The following is a 21812-nucleotide window of genomic DNA, read 5'->3' as shown; positions in this document are numbered from 1 at the left end:
AATTATCAATATTGACTTGTTTTATCTAGAGTAACTGAGACAGGATTAAATTTAAGGTGTTGTTATCACATTGGATCCAACAATGCTTCTGCTTGTGCTACGGAAAGGGGTCTATAAAAGTAATATCCTTGAATTGCATGGCATCCAAGGTTGCGAATGAACTGGTACTGCTCTTGCGTTTCAACACCTTCAGCAACAACGTTCAATTCTAAGTTTTTGGCAATAAGTACAATCGCTTCAATGATCGCTTTATTCTTAGAGTTTTCGACGGCATCAACAATAAAAGAGCGATCTATTTTTATCACATCAATAGGATACAGGTTTATACAGCTTAACGATGAATAACCGGTTCCAAAATCGTCCAGTGCGATACTGACGCCATACTGCTGGAATCCTTGTAGTGAACGTAGCGCCATTTTTTCATTCTGAATAAGCGCATTTTCGGTAATTTCAAGTAGAATAAAGCCCGGATCAACATCGTATTTTTTCAGAATATTAATATAAGTAGTGAGCAGTGTAGCACTGCATAACTGCATCGCCGATAAGTTGACCGATATCCTTTTAGGCTTAATGCCGCGCTTGCACCAATCACGATAATGAGCACATACAGCCTCAAACACCCACTCATCGATCTGGCCAATCAACCCCAACTCTTCAGCAAGTGAAATAAATTGATAAGGTCCAATTACCCCATGTTCAGGACTTTTGATTCTCACTAACGCCTCAAACCCTACAACTAAACCCGTACTCGCCGATACTTGAGGCTGAAGCTCTAAATAGAATCCATCGCTTACAATGGCTTCACGTAAAATAGCTTCATACATGTTCCTTTCGGCATTTTTCTTTTCTATAAACTTGTCATAGAAAACGTATCCATTTCGTCCTTGTGACTTAGCCAAGTACATAGCACTGTCGCCTCTTTGCAGCAGAGTCTGCGTATCGTCACCGTCATATGGATATAAACTTACGCCAATACTCAATGTGCAGTATATGGGTTTTCCATATACGACGATTGGAGCTTGCGTGTTATTAAATATCTTATTAATAATATCAACAATTTCTTTTTTATTAGTAATATTAGGCAGAATAATGGTGAACTCATCACCACCAAAACGGGCAATAATATCCTTAGAGCGCAACGCTTCCTTTAATCTCTTTGCTATTTCAACAAGTAGCAAATCGCCAGCTGCATGCCCTAATGAATCATTAATATTTTTAAAGTGGTCCAAATCAATAAACATCAAAGCAAATATTTCATCTCTTGCTTTGCTAAATACAATCGACTCTTTCAACTTCTGTTGAAATAATGTTCGATTAGGCAAAGCTGTCAATAGATCTGAATACGCCAATGCTTTTATTTTGTTTTCTTGAAGCTTTTGCTCCGTAATATCCTCAAAAATACCTCGGTACCCACTAAAACGATGACGAATTTGTATTGGGGTTGCCGAAATTAATAAATGGATGACGCTACCATTCCTGTGACGGCACCAGCACTCTTGGTCGGTTAATATTTCTTGGTTACGAATTTTATGAAGAAACTCACTGTCACCCTCAATATTGAAATCGCTAAATACTCGACCAATCATCTGCTCTGGTCTATAACCAACAATATCCGTTACGGATTCAGAGCAGTATGTAAATCTATTCTCGACATTAGTTTCCCATAGCCAGTTGGAAGTACTGTGGGCAATATCACTAAATCGCTTTTCAGCGTCAGTCAAATCTTGAATTAATAGCTCATTCTTCAAGGCAGAGCTAATAATCGCTCTCAGGTTTTCAAATGCAGTGCCTTTTTTATTACTAAGATTCGTAACCATAAAACCAATAGGTTTATCTCTAAAAGAGAGGGGGAAAACCATTAAACTATAGCGTTCTTGAATAGTAACATGGCTCTCTGGAATCAAATTTTTCGCAATAAAGTCGTTATCCTTTTCAGACAAACTGTTTTTTATTCCTCCACTCACTGATACCAAATTTTTAGCGACTAACATATCCTCATTAGTATTTTTAAATACCGAAATATGAAACTCAGTTAGATTTAATATATCAATGGCGTAATTCTTAATTTTTGATAAATCAAAAGATGAATTAAGGTCATTAACGATAAAACGAAAGTAATTTAAATAGTAATCTGTTTCAAATAACTGAAATTTTAAAGATAACTGACCAACATCATCTTTAAGATTAACGAGTTGAGTTTGCAGCTCTAATAATGTTTTACTGCGATTAAATTCTAAATATTTCAGCGTTGCACGCTGGAGAATCGTTGCTAATGCTAACCAAGTTACAACGTCTTCAGATTTAATCGAGTTTTCAAGCTTATGAGTCAATGCCAACACAAAATCATCAATACTATATCCGCACACTGCCTGCTTGAATAAATCTAATAAATGATCAAGTTCTTGACGTTCAACACCTCCTTTATATTTTTCAATGACATCAAAAAGATTGGCACGCATCTCTTCAAAAATAGGATCGTCATTTGAGCCTATTGGTGTTTGCCCTAACTCATATGACGTCGACTGAATTTTATATGCCGAAGATTTTCTACAACCACATGATTGCCGAATCACCAAAGAAGTTGGTATCCGTATTTCTTTACTCGGGAGCGCCCCATCAATCTGAGCAATAAGCTCAAGTGCGGCTGCTTGTCCCAACTCAAAAAGTGGTTCCTGCATACTCGTTAACTTTGGAGAAGCAAACATCCCCTCCAATGTGTTCATCGAACCAATCACGGCGAGATCTTCAGGCACTCGAATACCAAGACATTCACAAGCACTTATGACACCTAAAGCCTGATTATCATTTAGTGTGATGACAGCGTCGATGGGGCGACGCTTTTTACGCCAAAAAGACTGAAACTTACTTTTTGACGCTATGCCGTTTAAATCTGAATATATAATCATCTCTTCATCAAACGGGAGATTATATTCAGCCATCAAACGTTTATAAATCTCGCAACGCTGCTCAGATGAGCCGTGTTGTTCTGGCCCTCGCATCAAGCAAATATTTCGGTAACCATGTTCATGGTAAAGGTGAGCTAAGAGTTTGGTAAAACTATCTTCATAATCAGAGACTACATTTGTGTACCCATCAAGATAACTCCCAATATTAACAACAGGGACAGAAGTAAAACGATCAACAAAGCTTTGACTCTCTCTTTCATCGAGATAACGCATATGTGAGCTAAATGGACTAATGACTCCAGCAATAAAGTCCGTATCAATCAGATCGAAAACCTTAGCTCGCGCAAGTGAAAGCGGGTCTGGTGAGTTAATCACACCACCGCAATATCCTATGATATTGTAGTCATGTTGTTCAGCAACATGAGCAGCCCCTCGCATGATTCCTTCTTGAAAAGTCGAAGATAGTGTTCCTACTAATACTGCTATAGTCGGTCGGGGGTTCTTAGAATTACCTATAGTGACAACTGGGGTTTTAACTCTCATTAACTCGTAAATCCTAAAGCTCTATTTATACATTCATCATCAACGTTCACAATCAGTCAACGACTCTGATGTTAGAAAATTATTGATGGGTTTTTAAGATTTATGTAGACCTTCTATCACTCTTTTATAGTAAAATACCGTATCAGAAACAAGATCCATATCGATATCGGAGCAAGTTAGAATGGTTTTTGTGACCTATTGACGAGATTTCAGTTATCAGCACTAAAATACGCAAAATTTAAGTTAGGTTGTATCAGTATGTGGGTAAGACAACAGCATCAACACTATGCAATATCAAAAACAATGCACTATGATTTAATGTTAGATATATCAATTAACTATGGAGAGAATCATGCGCTGTGAGTGGTGTAAGATTGGCTTTGGAGTCCTATTTGTACTGGTTGCTGTTTCTATCTTCACGTACCAGTTTATTGAACCTGCAGCCCCAAAAAACATCTCCATTGCAACGGGAAGAACCGATGGCGCCTATTATCAATATGCACTTCGCTACCAGGAGTTGCTAAAGGACGAAGGGTTTGAGTTAGAGATTGTACCAACCAGCGGATCGGTTGAGGCTTTACAGCTTCTAAATGAAAAGAAAATAGATGTTGCCTTTGTTCAAGGGGGCGCAGCATCGCAAGTCGACACTTCTAACCTTATGACCCTCGGAAGTGTCTATTTTGAACCTTTATGGATATTCTACCGCAGAACGATTTCCCCAACCTATATCTACGATTTAAAAGGCAGCCACATTGCGATAGGTAGTGAGGGTAGCGGAACACGAGCACTGAGCTTACAACTGCTTAATGAAAATAAACTCAACGATGAAAACACAACGTTATTACCTCTTTCGGGCGACGATGCTATCAAGGCGCTAAAAGCCGGAGAAATTGACGCTCTTTTCTCGGTTATATCTGCTTCTTCTCCGCATATTACCGAATTACTCAGAGATCCTAATATTGAGCTACTCGAAATGCGCCGTGCCTTAGCATACGAGAAGCGCATGCACTATTTAAAAGATCTCCACCTTGGTGAGGGATCTCTCGATCTGGATGAAAACTTACCGAACCAGTCAATTGATATTCTCGGAACCACCGCGACATTGGTCGTTGACAAGGAGATTCATCCGGATTCAATTCGTCTGCTACTTAAAGCCGCCAAAGAAATTCATTCACCAGCTTCAACGTTTGCTCAGAAAGACCAATTTCCAACACGAGATTTTACCGAAATTGAAATGAGTGAAGATGCGGAACGTTACATTCTCAAAGGCGAATCATTTTTAGAGCGTCATTTACCATTTTCCCTTGCGGGTACCGTTGACCGACTTCTAATTATGATTATTCCGCTTGCAACCTTAATCTTCCCACTGTTTAAAGGCGCAATGCCGCTCTATCGCTGGCGAGTACGTTCGAAAATTTACAAATGGTACAAGTTTGTTCGTAGTATTGATTTATTAATCGAGAAAATGAATGAGACCGAATTAACAACCTCACTCAAACAGATTGAAGATTTAGATTTGGAAGTGAAAAAGGACAGTGATATTCCACTTTCCTACATGGGTGAATATTACGAACTTCGCGTCCATATAGAGCTTATCGATGCAAGATTACGTGAGAAGATCAAACTTGTACGAAAAAATAGTACTGGAGATAGTGAAAAAGAAACCTCTCAAGCGAGTTGAGGTTGCATCAGTAATCAGTAAATATACACAGCACTGAAGTTAGATTTGGAGCTGTGTATAATAAACAACATCAGTAGATATACACCGCACCAGAGTTAAGTGCATCTCTAGTACTGTCTAATTCAGAGCCATCGGAAATCACACCAGTTGCACTAGTACCCTCGTGAGGAGCCCCCACCACTAAAATGCTACCATCTTCATTCATGCTCAAGCCAATACCAAAGTTATCTTCTTCTTCAGAGTTAGACGCTTTGATATAGGCACTTTGCTCCCAATTTCCGTCTGTATGACTAAACAGATATACCGCACCTACATCAGTTGCATCATCATTCATCTGCTCCGATATATCACTAACAATACCACTGATACTATTGTCCTCCTGATTTGCACCCACAGCGAGAGTATTGCCATCAGAACTCAATACTACCGCCTTACCAAATCGATCATCTTCGCCGGTATTTGATGCCTTGATATAGGCGGTTTGAGTCCAACTGTTATTGATATAGTCAAACATATAAACCGCTCCTGACTTTACTGCATCATCGTTGTCGTATGTCATCTGTTCAGTTATATCCGTAACGATACCATTGACGCTACTACCCTCGTGATGTGCTGCTACAGCCAATCTTGTTCCATTCGAATTCAATGACACCGAATATCCAAAAAGATCACTCGCTCCAATATTTGAGGCCTTAATATATGCATCTTGAGCCCAATTACCATTTTCATCACTGACAAACAGATAAACTGCGCCATAATCTTTAACGTCAGCTTCAACGCCAGAGACAAAGTCAGTGACATCGTTATCGAGAACACTAGTGCTATTGTCTTCTCGGAAACTGCCAACGGCTAACGTCTTACCATCAGAACTTAATGCGACGCTACGGCCAAACTGATCTCCTTTGTCAGAATTAGAAGCTTTAAGAAACGTAGTCTGTTCCCAGAGGTAATTGTCAGCCTTACCAAATAGATATACTGCTCCTGAATTATTTGCATCATTATTATTTTCTGTAATATTTGTCCCATTGTTTTGAACACCTTTGGCACTACTATTCTCTAGGTTCGCACCCACCGCAAGAATATCGCCACTGGCATTTAATGCTAAACTCCAACCAAAGTTATCTCTTTTTTCACGATTTGATGCCTGAAGGTAGTCAGTTTTCCCCCAACCATTATTCGTTTTTTCATACAAATAGACAGCACCATCACCGTAAGCTACGTAGTTACCAAGATCATTTATTACCTGGTCATAACTTTGATTGTTTTGGTTATATGCCCCTACTGCAAGTGTGCTGCCATCTTCGTTTAAAGCCAAGCTGTACCCAAAATAATCCCTGACTCCCGCATTATCAGCTTTAAGATAAGCGGTTTGCTCCCAGTGTTCGCCATCATAACTAAATAGGTATACCGCCCCTGAATCTTCTACCGCAACTTCATCACCATCTTCGAGAAATGCGCCCACAGCTAAAGTATTCCCATCAGCACTTAATGCGACACGATAGCCAAAAGCATCGTCTGCTTCTGTATTCGATGCCTTCACGTACCCAATCATCTGAGTAACGGTGTCTGCAGTGAGCATCTCTTCATTCGAGAGTTCAATATCAGTTCCATCAGAAGCTAAGATAAAATATTCCGCAGAAACTGCCGCAACTAAACTGTCTACCGTAATCGTTGCGGTTAACGAATCAGTAACTGCCGTTATCGGGTCACAATCATAGTCTTTAGAAGTATCCTTTTGACATACAACGTAATCCACACCAGAATCATCCGAGGCCGACGTCCACGTTAGTGTCATCTGCTTAACATCGGAGGTTCCGGCACTCATATCGGAAAGATTGAAAGAAGAAAGTGCTGTCGTGTCAGAATGCCCATTGCATCCGCTTAGTACTACGGTAAGTAAAAAAATAGGTAGCAAACAAGTCATTAACTGCATATTAGAATGATCCTAAGTATCGTAAGAAATATCAGTAGATATACACAGCGCCAGAATTATATTCATTGCTAGTATCTTCAATTTCGGAGCCATCGGAAGTGACGCCAGTAATCGCACTATCCTCGAGTTTCGCTCCTACTGCTAATGTATTCCCGTCAGCACTCAATGCCATTCCAAAACCAAAATGGTCAAATTGACTGGTATTAGTTGGCTTGATGTATGCGGCTTGCTCCCAAATACCATCTGATCGACTAAATAGATATGCCGCCCCTGCATTCGTTGCCTCGCTAACGTCGGTATCTTCTGTACCATTAATAACAATGCCAGTTGCGCTATTATTCTCTCGATATGCCGTAACAGCGAGTGTGTCCCCATCTGAACTCAATGCGACTCGATGCCCGAAGAAATCATCCTCACCGGTATTCGATGCCTTTAAGTAAGATTCTTGCTCCCAACTGCTACCTGAGTGACTAAACACATATACCGCCCCGGAATCAGATTCACTATTTGTCTCTGTTGTTTCTGAACCATCACTGATCACACCCTTAATCGCGTTATCTTCACCACGGGCACCGACCGCCAAAGTACTGCCATCAGAACTTAATGCTAGATACCGACCAAATTGATCGGAACTACCTGGATTTGAAGCTTTAATATGGGCGGTTTGCGTCCAACTATCCGTATCATAACTATACAAATAGACAGCTCCGGAATTCCCTATAGAACCAGTTAAATCTTCATTAGGGGATCCAACAGCCAATCTACTTCCATCAGAATTAAGTGCGACACTACGACCAAACCAATCTCCACTCCAAGTATTAGAAGATTTGATGTAAGCGGTTTGGACCCAACTGTTGTCAGAGTAATGGAACAAATACACAGCTCCAGAATTCGTTCTTTTTGGGCTTGAATCTGAAATATTAGAATTACCAGCAACAATACCTGGCGCACCATTGTCTTCAAAATGTGCGCCGACTGCTAAGGTTGTACCATCCGCACTCAATGCTACATGCCTGCCAAATTGATCTTCTGAGCCAAGATTTGATGCCTTTAAATAGGCGACTTGATCCCAATCTCCATTGTCATCACCAAACAAGTACACAGCCCCAGAGTCAGTTGCGTCATCAGCGACACTATCTTCAAGGTAAGCACCCACCGCTAATGTACTGCCATCTTCATTTAACGAGACGCTAAATCCAAATTCATCCCCTATGCCCGCATTATCGGCCTTAAGATAGGCAACTTGCACCCAGCGGTCATTATCATAATTAAATAAATATACAGAGCCTGAATTCTCTATCGCGTTTTCATCGCCATCTTCAAGGTAGGCCCCCACCGCCAAAGTATTCCCATCACCACTTAGCGCCACACTGTAACCAAAAGAATCTTGTGATCCTGTATTAGAAGCTTTCACATACCCAACCATTTGAGTAACCGTTTCTGCCGCCAATGCCTCCTCATTTGAGAGCTCGATACTGCTTCCATCATAGGCTAGGATAAAATATTCCGAAGAAGCTGCCTCAACTAAACTGTCTACGTTTATCGTTGTGGTTAATGAGTCAATAACTGAAGCGAGTGGATTACAATCATAGCTTTGACTGATATCTTTTTGACAAACGACGTAAGCAACACCAGAACTGTCTAATGCCGATGTCCACGTTAAAGTCATCTGCTTAACATCGGTCGTTCCGGCGCTAATATTGGTAAGATTGAAGGCAGAAAGCCCTGCTGTATCTGAGTTGTCAGAAAGGCTATCTTCTAGATCTGCAATACTGGACAAAGTATCTTCTAATTCAGAATACTCATTGCATCCACATAGAAAAACAGACACTAACAACGTCGGTATGAAATTCTTAACTAACCGCATAGTGTACAAAAACCCTATATTCATAAAAACTAATGTATTTGGTATAAATATAGGATAGTTCGAGAAAAATGCAGGAATTTAGTGATACTCAACACAACAAAGAACATATGTTGAATAGAGATAGGTTTAATATAAATGAGATCCAAGAAAATCAGCTAAGTTAATGCCATATGGAATTAACACTAACTTGCTGTTTTTTTTATAAAATTTCAATATTACTGTTATTGGTACACTGGCACATCATAATCTTGTGCTTCATCACTGTATGCTGTGACTATCACATCCGCAACCAAACCCGTTTCGGCCTCGACCTGAGTTTGGAAAAATTGCTTAATCTGTTTGCGTCGACCATGTGCAGCCCATGCCTCTGCATCACGCCAAATTTCATTAAATACGATCGAATACTCACTTCTCGTCGCACTAGGGTGATCGATTTGACGTGTAACACAATATTGTATGCATCCCTCTTCGCGATAAGAGTCTGGTTCTAGCGCTTTCAATACTTCAAACAGCTCTGCCTCTTTTCCCGTCTTAGGTTTAAATTGCGCTAATACATACACTCGGCTTGTCATAATATCTCCTAATCATATTTATTGAAGTGCGCTAATTTGCTTTACTAATATAAGCGCATTCCACTATCAATTTCGTTGCCCAACAATCTCTATAACACTATCGTCTTCGTCTGGTAAATTGAGTAAATTTATACCTTCCACATCTTTTTGTTGAAAGATATGAACCTCTGAATTTAGCCAATCCGCAAACGCACGTATTTTCTCTCGATGAAATGACCCTTTTGGTGCGCACAAATAGTAACTGTATTTCGACTTCACCGCTCGATTACCAATACGCACTAATTTACTCTCGTGAAGATAGCGATAGGTTAAGCTATGTTTCACCAATGCTACACCTTGTGCAGCCAATGCGCCTTCCATAACAAATTGTGAACCATCATACTTTAACGAAGCTTGAGCACTGCACATTTGCATCTTTTCAAACCACAACCCCCACGTCATATCGGGCCAAACATCTTCGATTAAGTCTGCTTTACTCAAATCGCTAATATCATATAGTGAGAGTTCTTCCTGATAACTGGGGTGACATACAGGGTATAAAATTTCATCCATCAACCAGATTGTTTCTAAATGAGGGTAATTTCCATCACCATAACGAATGCACACATCGATTGAACCATCTTGAAAATCCACCATGTCATAGCCAGGATCTACAAGCATCGACAGTGAAGGATGGAGTTTACGAAATGCTTTGATTCTGGGGATTAACCAATGCTGAGCAAAGGTAGGGTGAGTAGAAATGGCTAAACGGTTGGGTTGTGGGTCTTGATGGAGCTTTCTTAGTCCATCTTTTAGCTCTGTAAACCCTCTTTGTGCTGAATGATAAAGAATCACACCTTCGGGTGTTAAGGTCACTTTCCGGTGCTGACGAACGAAAAGTTCACATTGCAACGACTCTTCAAGTTGACGTATCTGTTGGCTAATCGCAGCAGAGGTGACAAACAATTGTTCCGCCGCAGCTTTAAAACTGCCTTTTTCAGCAGCAACATAAAAGTAGTACATCCCAAGGAGTGGCGGTATTCGTTCTTTCACTTAAGTCATCCTTAATCAACAGCAGAGCTTTCGCACCCCAAAAACCAGTTGAATCGTCTAAGTATTGGGTATATGAACATAGAGAGCAAGTGAATAAAACAGAAAAACTAACACTTTCAATAATTAACAATAAAAAGGCAATATGTTCACCGAGAGAGAACAATAAGAGTCCTCTTCTCGATACTCACACACTATGACAAGATCTCTCGATAGGTTTCACACCTTAAAGTGTATCCAACAACACCTTCCATTGCGTTAAGGTGATATCGCTCTCAATTATTGGAGCACTAGAATGACTATTTGTATGACTTACTCCACAAAACAACCAATTACATGATGTCGAGACGTAAAATCAGGATTGCCATAGATGACTAAAAGTCGGCCTAAGTAATCTGAAATTCAATCCAGACGAATCTCTTTTTACAATAAAAAATGTGCATCAAAATCTAAGTTATCCCATTGATTATTAGATATAAAACTCGAGTGAAATCAAGTTATAAAATGTACGAATACAAGCTTGCCTGATAGGTTTGCTTATTCATATCAATAGGCACTTTTCTCCTAACGATACCCCTCTTTTTCTTAGCTTTCTCATTTGCATGACAAATTGAATTACCACCTATACTCATTCTAACTATTGTTAAACATCAGCTCTTACCAAAAGGTACACGAGGTTATTTATGAATTTGTCGGTTGTTATGAGAACTCTACTCGGGTTCATCCTAATGTTTTGTTTAATTATTACGATTACGTTTATTAGTCAGCTCAATATTCGAAATCTAGAAACACAAATGCATACAACGGTCGGCCAACTCTCGCCCATGGCAGAGCGCGTAAACCAACAATCAGGTTTACTGCTAAACGCCGTTCGTTTAGTCGGACTCCACAGCGCAGAAACTGATGGCACACAGCTCGAACACCTTAAGCAAAATACAAAACAGTCGATCGAGGCGTACAAAACACTAAGCCAAGAACTCACGGAACAAAGCCGAGAATATCCGAAAATCTCAAACCTTCTATCTGAAATAGCCCCGAAAGCTGAACAACTATTCTCACTTGCAAACCAGCAGTTCATAACCCGAGAGCAATGGTTAGTCGTCGATCAAACACTTCAAGATCAAAGTAGTTCATTCTCCTTAGATTGGAGCTACTTCGCCGATGACGGTGAAGCTGTTGTTGGAATGGTGTCGAGTGATTTAGCTTGGCTTGCGAAAGGACTGATCAAAGATGGCGTTATATTAGGAAGAGCCGTCGACCAAGCTTTGTATGCACCTTCAAGCGAAGAACAATTGAGCCACTTAGAATCAATACGCGCACATTATGAGTTGCTACTTAGCAAAAGAGAGCAATTGGATGCCGCTGAACCAGGAAGTGTGGAATTCTTAGACAGCTACTATGAGATTATCGAAGAAGCATTCTCAGCGGAAGGGTTGTTTAACACGATGTCTTCAAGTGGCCAACTGGTTTATGACCAACAAAACCAACTCACTGATCTAAACGCTACATTGAGTGAGGCACTTGAATTACTCAGCCAAGCCAGCTCGGAAGTATCGGTAGAGCTAGAGCAAGCAGAGGCACTCAGCGTCAAAACAGTAGAGGACAGCATGCTGCAAATGTTAGTCGTGGTCGTTCTTTCTATTGCCGTCGCACTTGCAATTACCTGGAGTGTGACCAGAAGTATCCGAGGACCATTAAAACGCACACTACAGCAAATGCAAAGATTAGTTAGTGGCGATTTCACCCATCAAATTGATGTGCATTCACAAGATGAATTTGGACAAATTGCCAACCAACTTAATACACTTACCGACCAGCTAAAACAAGTCATCGGTGACATGGTAGGCAGTGCGAAACAACTCGGAGATGCCTCTGACCATGGCCTTGAAGCTAGCGAACAAACCCGTACATTAATTCGAGAACAAAAAAGTCAAACCGAAATCGTTGCTGGCGCAGTAGAAGAAATGGAACAAGGCGTACAAGAAGTCTCATTAGAAGCCAATACTGCACGTGATGAAATCGTTACCGTCAGTGACCTAGCCGAAGTTGGACGCAAGTCGGTACAACTGACTCAACAAACCACCATCGAATTGCAACACACTATGACAGATGCCGTCGCTAAAGTTGATCAACTTAAGCAACAATCCGATGCTATCGGTTCAATCCTAGATGTTATTCAGGGCATCGCTGAGCAAACTAACTTACTGGCATTAAACGCCGCTATCGAAGCTGCTCGGGCTGGTGAACAAGGACGAGGTTTCGCAGTCGTCGCTGACGAAGTCAGAAGCTTGGCAGGACGCACTCAAAATGCAACCGTTGAGATTTATGAAATGATTGAAGCTCTCCAGAGTGTCACAGAGTCTACCTCTTCGCTAATGCGCAAAGGCGATAGCATGGTCAACGACTGTCTATCCCATGCAGATGAAAACCAAAACAAATTGGTTGAGATTACAGATTTGCTAGAGAACATTCGTGAACGCAGTCAACATATTGCCTCCACTGCTCAAGATAAGCTCGCGGTAGCTGGGCAAGTTGCTCACAGTGTGCATAAAATCGTTGAACTAGGAGATGCAACATTCCAGGAAGCGGAAAAAAATGAAACTGTCAGCAGAGAACTAAAAGGACAATCAGAGCAACAATTAGATCAAGTGTCCATTTTTAAAATCGCTAATTAGATAGATTTTGTACGTTCACTCATAGCAATAAAGTTCATAAAAATGAGAGAGATGCAATTACGTTTTTGTCATATTAAATGATAATAGTGTGATGAAAGCCATGTAATGGCCAAAATATACATGACGTACAACTTAAAAAGACTAATCTTATTTACATTAAAATTAGCTGAGAGATTTTCATGGATTTACAAAAAATAGCAGCGGATGCAGTAGAACTTGTCACCCCTTCCATTGAAGCGCTTTTTAAAAAGACATGTCGAAAAGAGTTGCATATCGTGGTTGTTGATCCTCGTATAAAACCATGGGAATCAACCTTTGAAGACGCCATTTTATATGAAAAAACATTAGGCAACCCCGAAGAGTGGCAAGTTCCATTTGACGAACTTGCTCGCCAAAAAGCCGCTCAAGCATGGCGTAATAACTCTGCCAATATCTCTCTTCACACACAACACCCTAGCTCACTTCGCTCGGGCGACGTTCTGTATTACGGTTCGTTCGTTTATGGCGATATCGTTGTGGGTTGTAGTGGTGTTGAACCCTGGTTCGATATGCTAGCCGCAAGTTGGGTAGCATTAGCAATAGAACAACTGTGTATCAGTGACTACCAAGAAACAAAACGTACCGACCCTACCAAGCGACTGCTCGATTAGGTAATTAAAACATAATAAGCAAGATGGAGAAGTAGAATGAAAAAGTTGTTGAAAACCGTATTGATGACTGGACTACTATGTAGCTCAGCAGCAATGGCAGCAGACTACCCTGCCAAAAATATTAAGTTAATTGTTCCTTTTGGTGCTGGTGGTGGTACGGATGCTGTAGGTCGTACAATTGCAAACAGTACAAAAGATATTTTAGGTAAATCAATCACTGTTGTTAACCGTACTGGCGGCGCAGGTGCTGTAGGTATGAGCTTTGGTGCGCAACAAAAGCCTGATGGTTACACGCTTACTGTTGTGACTCGTGAAATCGCTTCTCTACCTCAAATGGGCTTAATGCGTCACACTGCTGACGACTTCAAATTAATCCGTATGGTTAACTTGGATCCAGCAGTTGTTCTTGTAAACAAAGACAGCGAATACAACACAATCAACGACCTAATCGCAGCGGCTAAAGCAGCACCAGGTTCTGTGAAATTTGCTTCAACAGCAAAACCAAACTTCTACTTAATGGCGCTTGAAAAAGATCAGAACATTACAATGAATGCGATCCCATACAATGGCGCATCTGAAGCAATCCCTGCCGTACTTGGTAAACACACCGACGTGACTATGGTTACTCCAGGTGAAGCAATTTCTCAGCTTCGTTCTGGTCAGTTAAAAGCGTTAGGTGTTATGTCTAAAGAGCGTATTGCGTTCCTACCTGATGTCCCTACTCTTAAAGAGCAAGGCGTAGATGTTTCTACTGGTACATGGCGTGGACTGGGTGCACCTAAAGATACTCCAGATGAAGTTATCGAAATCTTAGGTAACGCATTCGATCAAGCAATGGCATCTGATGACTTCAAAGCGTTCATGGAAAAAGGCGCGATGACTATCCATAACATGGATGCAGCTGAGTTTACTCAATTTGTAAAAGATGACAGTGCGGCACTTGGTAGCTTAATCAAGTAATCAAACATCGTTGTCAATGAAATAGAATTCGGCATTAGAGCTCTTAGGCTAATGCCGTCTTTTGATTTTAACGGCTAGATTTAGTTAATTCTTTTGTATATCAAACTGTTAGAACAAGATCGACCAAACCGTCATTCGCTGAATAATGGATGCCACGACTTACGGTTTTACACGCAAATTTATTACTTAATTATGGCTCGTCTTGTGTAGCCATCAAACATGCAGGTGCGTGATGTTTAATCGAAATACTATCTTACCCATGACCGTCATTGTTATCAGTGTCGTTCTGTTGTTTTTAATCAACGACTTTGATTTACCACTGTATCGTGATGCCAGTGTCGGGGCTCAATTCTTCCCGACCATGATTGCGATCATACAAATTATTCTTTGTATTGTATTGATTGCTAAAGATCGCATGAACAAAGAGCCTGCTGAAGAGACTTCCTCCAAGCCAATATTCTCGAAACTTGCTCTCTATGGGATCATATTTTTGCTGAGCTATGCTCTGATTATGCAAGTTTTTGGGTATTTAATTGCGAGTCTAGTTTGCTTTACGGCCTACCTTTTATTCTTAAAAGTTAAAAAGGTTAGCTACTACGTAACAGCGTGGGTTTTCGTATTTTCTGTTTACTACATATTCGGAGAAGTGTTTTTCATCATGCTTCCCGAAGGCACAATGTTTTAGGGAGCTGTTATGTTTGAGTACCTGTTACATGGTTTATCGGTGGCGTTCAGCCCATCCATTTTCCCACTGCTCCTATTCGGAGTATTGGGCGGTATTATTTTAGGCGCCCTACCCGGGCTTACTGCAACAATGGGGGTAGCACTTCTGCTCCCATTCACCTTTGGAATGGAACCAACAGCAGCATTAGTGATGCTCATTGGTGTTTATATCGGCGGTATTTATGGCGGTTCAATTGCAGCAATATTACTGAAAACGCCCGGTACCCCAGCTTCAGCAGCAACCGTGCTCGATGGTCATAGCATGGCCATTAAAGGTGAAGCTGCTCGTGCATTAAGTATCGCAGCTGTTTCGTCATTTATCGGCGGATTGATTAGTACGGTTATCCTTATCGCAATTGCGCCTCTTCTAGCAGATTTTGCTTTGCGCTTTAACGCTCCTGAATACTTTGCGTTGGCCATATTTGGATTAACCATCATTGCGAGTATCTCCTCAAAAAGTATCCTAAAAGGCTTACTTGCAGGTTGTATTGGCTTGCTAGTTGCGACGGTTGGACTTGATCCGATCAGCAGTGTACCGAGATTTACTTTTGGCGTGCTCGATCTTTATAGTGGAATCAACGTTATCCCAGTATTGATTGGTTTATTTGCATTGTCTGAGGCACTTGGTCAAATCGAAAAACTGTTTGATAAACAAGACGACTTAAATAAAGATTTCAGCTACAAATTACTGAGTAAAAAAGACGTAAAAACACTCTTACCAACTGCGGTAAAAAGTGGCCTAATCGGAACATCAATTGGTTCAGTACCTGGCGCAGGCGCGGATATTTCTGCATTCGTTTGTTATAACGAAGCCAAACGGGTTGCAAAAGATCCTGATGAATTCGGCAAAGGCTCTGTTCATGGCCTAGCGGCAGCCGAAGCAGGAAACAATGGCGTAACGGGTGGTTCTCTCGTTCCGTTGCTTACATTAGGCGTTCCGGGTGATGCTGTTGCGGCTGTATTGTTAGGCGCACTTATCGTACAGGGTTTAACTCCAGGGCCATTACTATTTAGCCAAAATCCAGAAGTGGTTTACGGTGTATTTAGCTCGATGTTAGTCGCCAATATTGTAATGTTATTGGTTGGTCTGTTCGGTATTCGCTTCTTCTGTCGCATTATCGAAGTGCCAAAAATCCTAATGATTCCAATGATCATCTTCTTGTCAGTCATTGGCGCTTACGCCATTAATAACTCAATGTTCGACATTGGTATTGCGTTAACATTTGGTGTGTTGGGCTATATCTTTACCAAATTAGATATTCCCCTTTCTCCAATACTGTTGGCCATTATCCTCGGGCCGATGGCGGAAACAAACTTGCGGAAATCGCTGCTTATGTTTGAAGGTAGCTGGTCTTTCTTATATGAACGGCCAATCGCGGCGGTATTCATATTGATGGCTGTCTTCTCGGTCTATTCAACAATGAAGTTGAAAAAGTCGAAAATAGCCAAGCTCCCCGATTAGCACTATATACCTGCAATCAAAGCACTCATTTATTGGGTGCTTTTTTTTGTTTGCCCTCTATCTGCTCCAAGCGATGCATCACAATAGTGATTAGCGCACCATTTTGTTCCCACTTTCTTCTAGTCCTTCCAGGGTTGCTCTCTATTCCTCAAGCTTCATGCGCTAATAGCGTGCATTAAGCCACGTAACCAATTGTTATTTAAAAAGTTAATTCATTTGCCGTTTATCGATAGGGGATTGGAATGAATATCGCAATTAGCCACCTTAGTGACGAATTTATTTTTAAGCAAAAAAAGACATCTCATCATTTTTTGCTTTTGTTTTCTGCGAAAAGGAAATCTCATGCCCGGTTTTATTGTTGCCTACGTGAAGTACGTCGATAAGTTTAATCGACTCATAGGCCGCTTTATGATGTACGGAATCTTCCTGATTGTGGGCGTTCTAATGTGGTCCTCGATATCCAAAACCTTTTTCATGCCCTCTCTTTGGACCTTAGAATCTGCACAATTCATGATGGTCGCCTATTACATTCTTGGCGGGGCTTATGCTATCCAGTTAAAAGCAAATGTCCGTATGGATCTTTTCTATGGTGAATGGTCGGTGAAGACGCGAGCATGGATGGATGCCTTCATGGTTTTTTTCCTCATATTTTATCTGTGCGTTCTGCTCTACGGCGGTTTAGAAAGTATGCTCTATTCACTCGAATATGGTCAGCGAAGTCGCTCTGCATGGCGGCCTTATTTGTGGCCGATCAAAGCCATAATGTGTTTTGGGTTTGTCATGATGATCCTTCAATCCATTTCACAACTGTTTAAAGATATTGCAACTATTCGCGGAGTAGAAATCAAATGAGTTATGGCACGATCGCAATAATGATGTTTTCGTTAATGATGTTGCTGATGGCAACGGGACAACGAGTATTTGCCGCCATCGGTGCTGTTGCGGCTATCGCAGCCATGATGTTATGGGGAACGGGTGGTGCAGAAATCCCCTTTACTGCCGCAATTAAATTAATGAACTGGTATCCAATGCTTACGCTACCGATGTTCATTTTCATGGGTTATGTTCTTTCCGAATCCAAAATAGCAGATGACCTTTATAAGATGTTCCATGTATGGATGGGACCGATGCCAGGTGGTCTTGCGATCGGTACTATCGGATTAATGGTATTGGTATCAGCGATGAATGGATTATCCGTTGCTGGAATGGCAATCGGAGCTACGATTGCGTTACCTGAACTCCTGAAACGAAACTATGACAAGAAGATGGTAACTGGAGTCATTCAAGCGGGATCTTCGCTCGGTATTCTAGTGCCTCCTTCGGTTGTGCTTGTGTTATACGCAATGATCGCACGTCAACCAGTAGGACAACTTTGGTTAGCCGGAATCGTCCCTGGGTTAATTATGGCGGTACTATTTATCGTATACATTGCGGTTCGTTGTCACTTGAACCCCAAACTAGGGCCAGCACTTTCAGAAGAAGAACGCAATGTTTCAAAAGCGGAGAAATTTCGTCTTTTAGGCGCTGGCGCACTTCCGTTGGGTATCTTTGCTGTGATGATGGTTCCTTTTGTTAGCGGTTGGACGAGCTTAGTTGAGAGTTCAGCAATTGGCGCAATGGCCGCCTTTCTAGCCGCAATACTCAAAGGCCGAATGACCAAACATGTCTTTGAAAACTCGGTAAGAAATACACTCGCCATCTCTTGTATGTTCATGTGGATTATCTTGGCGGCTCTTGGCTTTGGCGCTGTATTTGATGGCCTTGGTGCAGTTAAAGCCATCGAAAGTGTGTTTACCGAGCAATTGGGCTTGAGCCCTTGGACTATTCTGATTTTAATGCAACTTTCGTTTATCGTTCTCGGCACGTTCCTCGACGATACAGCCATGTTGGTGATTGTTGCGCCACTGTACGTTCCATTGGTGCACGCCCTCGGCTTTGACCTCATTTGGTACGGTGTGCTTTATACCATGACCTGCCAAATTGCTTACATGACACCACCATTTGGCTACAACCTATTTTTAATGCGCGCGATGGCTCCACCAGAAATATCGTTACGTGATATTTACGGATCAGTTGGACCGTTTGTCGGAATAATGATCTTTTCATTAATTCTGATCATGATTTTTCCAGACCTAGCATTATGGCTACCTGAATACGTATACGGGAAGTAGTCATTTGGCTTCTTTCCCCTTTTTATCGACCCTTTTCTACAGAAATAAGAGCGACAAGGCAGACATTGTTCTGCCCTAACTATCCACCGGAGGGATAACAATGAATTCAAGACGTAAGTTTTTAACCGGCGCAGCCGCACTGACTGCAGGTACCGTACTCGCACCTGCTAAAACCTTTGCAGCAAGCCCAAAGATTACATGGCGCATGCAAACTTATGCAGGTCCAGCACTCGCAGAGCACGTCATTAAGCCCGCGATCGAAGCATTTAACCGTATTGCGGGTGAAGAGATGCAAATCGAGCTCTATTTTGCCGATCAATTGGTTCCAACTGGCGAGCTATTTCGAGCGATGCAAAAAGGTATCATTGATGCCGTTCAGTCAGATGATGACTCAATGGCATCACCGACGGAAGTCACAACATTCGGTGGGTATTTCCCATTCGGTTGTCGCTATTCTTTAGATGTTCCTGTGCTGTTCAATCAATACGGTTTAGGCGAAATCTGGGCAGACGAGTACGCAAAAGTGGGCGTAAAACACATTTCTGCTGGCGCATGGGATCCATGCCACTTTGCAACCAAAGAACCTATCAATAGCCTAGAAGATCTCAAAGGGTTGAAGATATTCACTTTCCCAACAGCAGGTCGTTTCTTAACGAAGTTTGGTGTTGTTCCTGTGTCTATTCCATGGGAAGACGTTGAAGTTGCGATTCAAACAGGCGAAATCGACGGTATTGCATGGTCTGGTATTACCGAAGACTACACCGTAGGTTGGTCTAAAGTAACCAACTACTTCCTAACCAATAACATTTCTGGTGCTTGGGTCGGTTCATTCTTCGCCAATATGGATCGTTATAACGAACTGCCAGAACACCTAAAAGAGCTACTTGGTCTATGTCTAGACACCTCACACTACTATCGTCAATGGTGGTACTGGGGCGGCGAAGCGAAACTACGTGTTGAAGGCGAAGACATGAAGCTGACTACTATTCCAGATGAAGAGTGGGCGACTGTAGAAGCAGAGGCTGAAGCGTTCTGGGATGAAATCGCGAAAGAATCGCCAGTGAAAGCCAAAGTGGTTGAAATATTTAAGAAATACAACGCTGACATGGTGAAAGCGGGTCGACCTTACCGCTATAGCTAATGCGACTTTGTGATTGAACTTCACACCCAGTAAGTCGATATAATTAGACCAACCAAAGAGGGCCCATCGCCCTCTTTTACTTTTTGTATTATTCGGTTAATCACGCTCAATAGAAAACGGTGACCACGCTTGGCAAGTTGGCATCACTTCAACCCGATTAATACAAATATGTTCCGGTAACGTTGCAATGTGGAACATCTGCTCCGCAATATCCTCGGCGCTCAATGCTTGAGTACCACGATACAGGTCATCAGAGGCTTGTTGATCACCTTTGGTGCGAACTAACGTAAATTCGGTCTCAGCGATACCCGGCGCTAAGTCGGTCACTCTCACTCCTGTTCCAACTAAATCGCAGCGTAAGTTGTAACTGAATTGCTTAACAAACGCCTTGCTAGCACCATAGACATGGCTGCCCGGATAAGGCCATTCTCCCGCAATCGAGCCTGTATTAATGATTGTCGCACCGGCACCGGTTTCAATCAGCGTTGGCAGAAGCGCGTGCGTAACATTGACCAAACCTTTAATATTGGTATCAATCATGGTGTGCCAATCGGCCAAGTCAACCACTGGTGCAGGGTGAGGAGCTAAAGCAAGGCCTGCGTTATTCAATAGAACCTTTACCGCTTTAAACTTTGCTGGAAGCTGTTCTATCACTTGTTTTACGGCGTCTGCATCACAGACATCTAATTGAGCATGATGAACCGGTACTTGAGAAGACAGTTCTTTCGCCAATTCGACCAACCGAGCCTCTCTTCGGCCCGTAATGACCAACGACCAGCCATCTTGTGCAAACCGTTTGGCCGCGGCTTTTCCAAACCCAGACGTCGCGCCAGTAATAAATACAACTTTAGACATAAAAACTCCCTCTTCTATAACACTCGTTCATCGACATAGTATTCACTTGTTTGTCCTTCGACCATACTCGTGAATTTCTATTTGAACAAGCCTCAAGTAGAGGGAGCCGTTATATTACTTATCATCTAACATCGATTACGCATGTACCAAAGTTTGGATTTTTGAACTTATTGACGATGCACGTTTTCTAGCGTTGTCTTTTAACCAAGCTTTCTCATGGAAAAAGTAAGCAACCGAGTTAATTGCAGGTTCAATCGTTGCCATCATACCGCCAATGAATGCATCTCCAGTAATCACGTAAGTGACCAAAAATGCGACGCTAAAGTGGATAATTGCAAAACTCGCGGTTTTAATTTTGGTATCTGCTCTACGTTGTTTTAAAGCTGGAACACGTGACCATACTTTTTCGTGGAAATAAAATGCAACCGTATTAATTGAAGGCTCAATCATAGCGATCATGCTACCGATCAAAATATCGCCAGTGAGTACAAAAGCAACCGCGGTCGCGATACTGAAGTGTATTACTGCAAATGTGATTGTCTTGATCATAATATTGTCCTCTGAGTCATTTCATTCTATGGATATATTATTGCGAATGATTCTCAATTAATAAAATAGAATTACTCTATTAGTTCAATAGATAA

At 41.6% G+C, this 21812-nt stretch carries 16 protein-coding genes; 9 read left to right on the top strand and 7 right to left on the bottom strand.

The genetic code is table 11. The features are described from left to right. Nucleotides 1–65: 65 nt before the first annotated feature. Nucleotides 66–3449: an EAL domain-containing protein gene (locus ACWU4D_RS09320; RefSeq protein WP_456051145.1), complete on the bottom strand. Its 3384-nt coding sequence runs from the start codon at nt 3447–3449 to the stop codon at nt 66–68. A 352-nt stretch (nt 3450–3801) separates the two neighbouring features. On the opposite strand from ACWU4D_RS09320, the gene ACWU4D_RS09315 reads away from it, so the two are divergent. After that, nucleotides 3802–5130, top strand: coding sequence for a TAXI family TRAP transporter solute-binding subunit (locus tag ACWU4D_RS09315; protein WP_456051144.1), 1329 nt, complete (start codon nt 3802–3804; stop codon nt 5128–5130). A gap of 70 nt (nt 5131–5200) precedes the next feature. Here ACWU4D_RS09315 and ACWU4D_RS09310 read toward each other — a convergent pair whose 3' ends face one another. The 4 genes from ACWU4D_RS09310 to ACWU4D_RS09295 form a co-directional block, all read right to left on the bottom strand. Further along, complete coding sequence (locus ACWU4D_RS09310) at nt 5201–7063, bottom strand: hypothetical protein (RefSeq protein WP_456051143.1); 1863 nt, start codon at nt 7061–7063, stop codon at nt 5201–5203. Nucleotides 7064–7094: 31 nt separating this feature from the next. Beyond that, nucleotides 7095–8930, bottom strand: a complete 1836-nt coding sequence (locus ACWU4D_RS09305) for a hypothetical protein (RefSeq protein ID WP_456051142.1) — start codon at nt 8928–8930, stop codon at nt 7095–7097. A 221-nt stretch (nt 8931–9151) separates the two neighbouring features. Then, the gene (locus tag ACWU4D_RS09300) at nt 9152–9502 is read right to left on the bottom strand and encodes a putative quinol monooxygenase (RefSeq protein ID WP_456051141.1); all 351 of its coding nucleotides are present in this window, start codon (nt 9500–9502) and stop codon (nt 9152–9154) included. Between the two features lie 66 nt (nt 9503–9568). Next, nucleotides 9569–10534, bottom strand: a complete 966-nt coding sequence (locus ACWU4D_RS09295; protein ID WP_456051140.1) for a LysR substrate-binding domain-containing protein — start codon at nt 10532–10534, stop codon at nt 9569–9571. Nucleotides 10535–11259: 725 nt separating this feature from the next. On the opposite strand from ACWU4D_RS09295, the gene ACWU4D_RS09290 reads away from it, so the two are divergent. The 8 genes from ACWU4D_RS09290 to dctP all read left to right on the top strand — a co-directional run bounded on the left by ACWU4D_RS09290 (nt 11260) and on the right by dctP (nt 20313). Continuing rightward, complete coding sequence (locus ACWU4D_RS09290) at nt 11260–13206, top strand: methyl-accepting chemotaxis protein (RefSeq protein ID WP_456051139.1); 1947 nt, start codon at nt 11260–11262, stop codon at nt 13204–13206. 179 nt (nt 13207–13385) lie between these two features. Next, nucleotides 13386–13856: a hypothetical protein gene (locus ACWU4D_RS09285; RefSeq protein WP_456051138.1), complete on the top strand. Its 471-nt coding sequence runs from the start codon at nt 13386–13388 to the stop codon at nt 13854–13856. 36 nt (nt 13857–13892) lie between these two features. Continuing rightward, the gene (locus ACWU4D_RS09280) at nt 13893–14816 is read left to right on the top strand and encodes a tripartite tricarboxylate transporter substrate binding protein (protein WP_456051137.1); all 924 of its coding nucleotides are present in this window, start codon (nt 13893–13895) and stop codon (nt 14814–14816) included. 232 nt (nt 14817–15048) lie between these two features. Continuing rightward, nucleotides 15049–15501 (top strand): tripartite tricarboxylate transporter TctB family protein, encoded by a 453-nt coding sequence (locus tag ACWU4D_RS09275; RefSeq protein WP_456051136.1) that lies wholly within the window; start codon nt 15049–15051, stop codon nt 15499–15501. 9 nt (nt 15502–15510) lie between these two features. Further along, nucleotides 15511–17001 carry a tripartite tricarboxylate transporter permease gene (locus ACWU4D_RS09270; RefSeq protein ID WP_456051135.1) on the top strand — a complete coding sequence of 497 codons (1491 nt, stop codon included), beginning with the start codon at nt 15511–15513 and terminating at the stop codon, nt 16999–17001. 342 nt (nt 17002–17343) lie between these two features. Next, nucleotides 17344–17853, top strand: a complete 510-nt coding sequence (locus ACWU4D_RS09265) for a TRAP transporter small permease subunit (protein ID WP_456051134.1) — start codon at nt 17344–17346, stop codon at nt 17851–17853. Further along, nucleotides 17850–19172, top strand: coding sequence for a TRAP transporter large permease (locus ACWU4D_RS09260; RefSeq protein ID WP_456051133.1), 1323 nt, complete (start codon nt 17850–17852; stop codon nt 19170–19172). Before ACWU4D_RS09265 ends, ACWU4D_RS09260 begins: the two co-directional genes overlap by 4 nt. 100 nt (nt 19173–19272) lie before the next feature. Further along, nucleotides 19273–20313 carry a TRAP transporter substrate-binding protein DctP gene (gene dctP, locus ACWU4D_RS09255; RefSeq protein WP_456051132.1) on the top strand — a complete coding sequence of 347 codons (1041 nt, stop codon included), beginning with the start codon at nt 19273–19275 and terminating at the stop codon, nt 20311–20313. A gap of 96 nt (nt 20314–20409) precedes the next feature. On the opposite strand, the gene ACWU4D_RS09250 is transcribed toward dctP, so the two are convergent. Then, the gene (locus tag ACWU4D_RS09250; RefSeq protein WP_456051131.1) at nt 20410–21168 is read right to left on the bottom strand and encodes an SDR family NAD(P)-dependent oxidoreductase; all 759 of its coding nucleotides are present in this window, start codon (nt 21166–21168) and stop codon (nt 20410–20412) included. 135 nt (nt 21169–21303) lie between these two features. After that, nucleotides 21304–21717 carry a DUF2061 domain-containing protein gene (locus ACWU4D_RS09245; protein WP_456051130.1) on the bottom strand — a complete coding sequence of 138 codons (414 nt, stop codon included), beginning with the start codon at nt 21715–21717 and terminating at the stop codon, nt 21304–21306. Nucleotides 21718–21812: the final 95 nt, after the last annotated feature.

It is taken from the genome of Vibrio phycocola (assembly GCF_053850235.1).
This window is presented reverse-complemented; position numbering and strand designations above follow the sequence as displayed.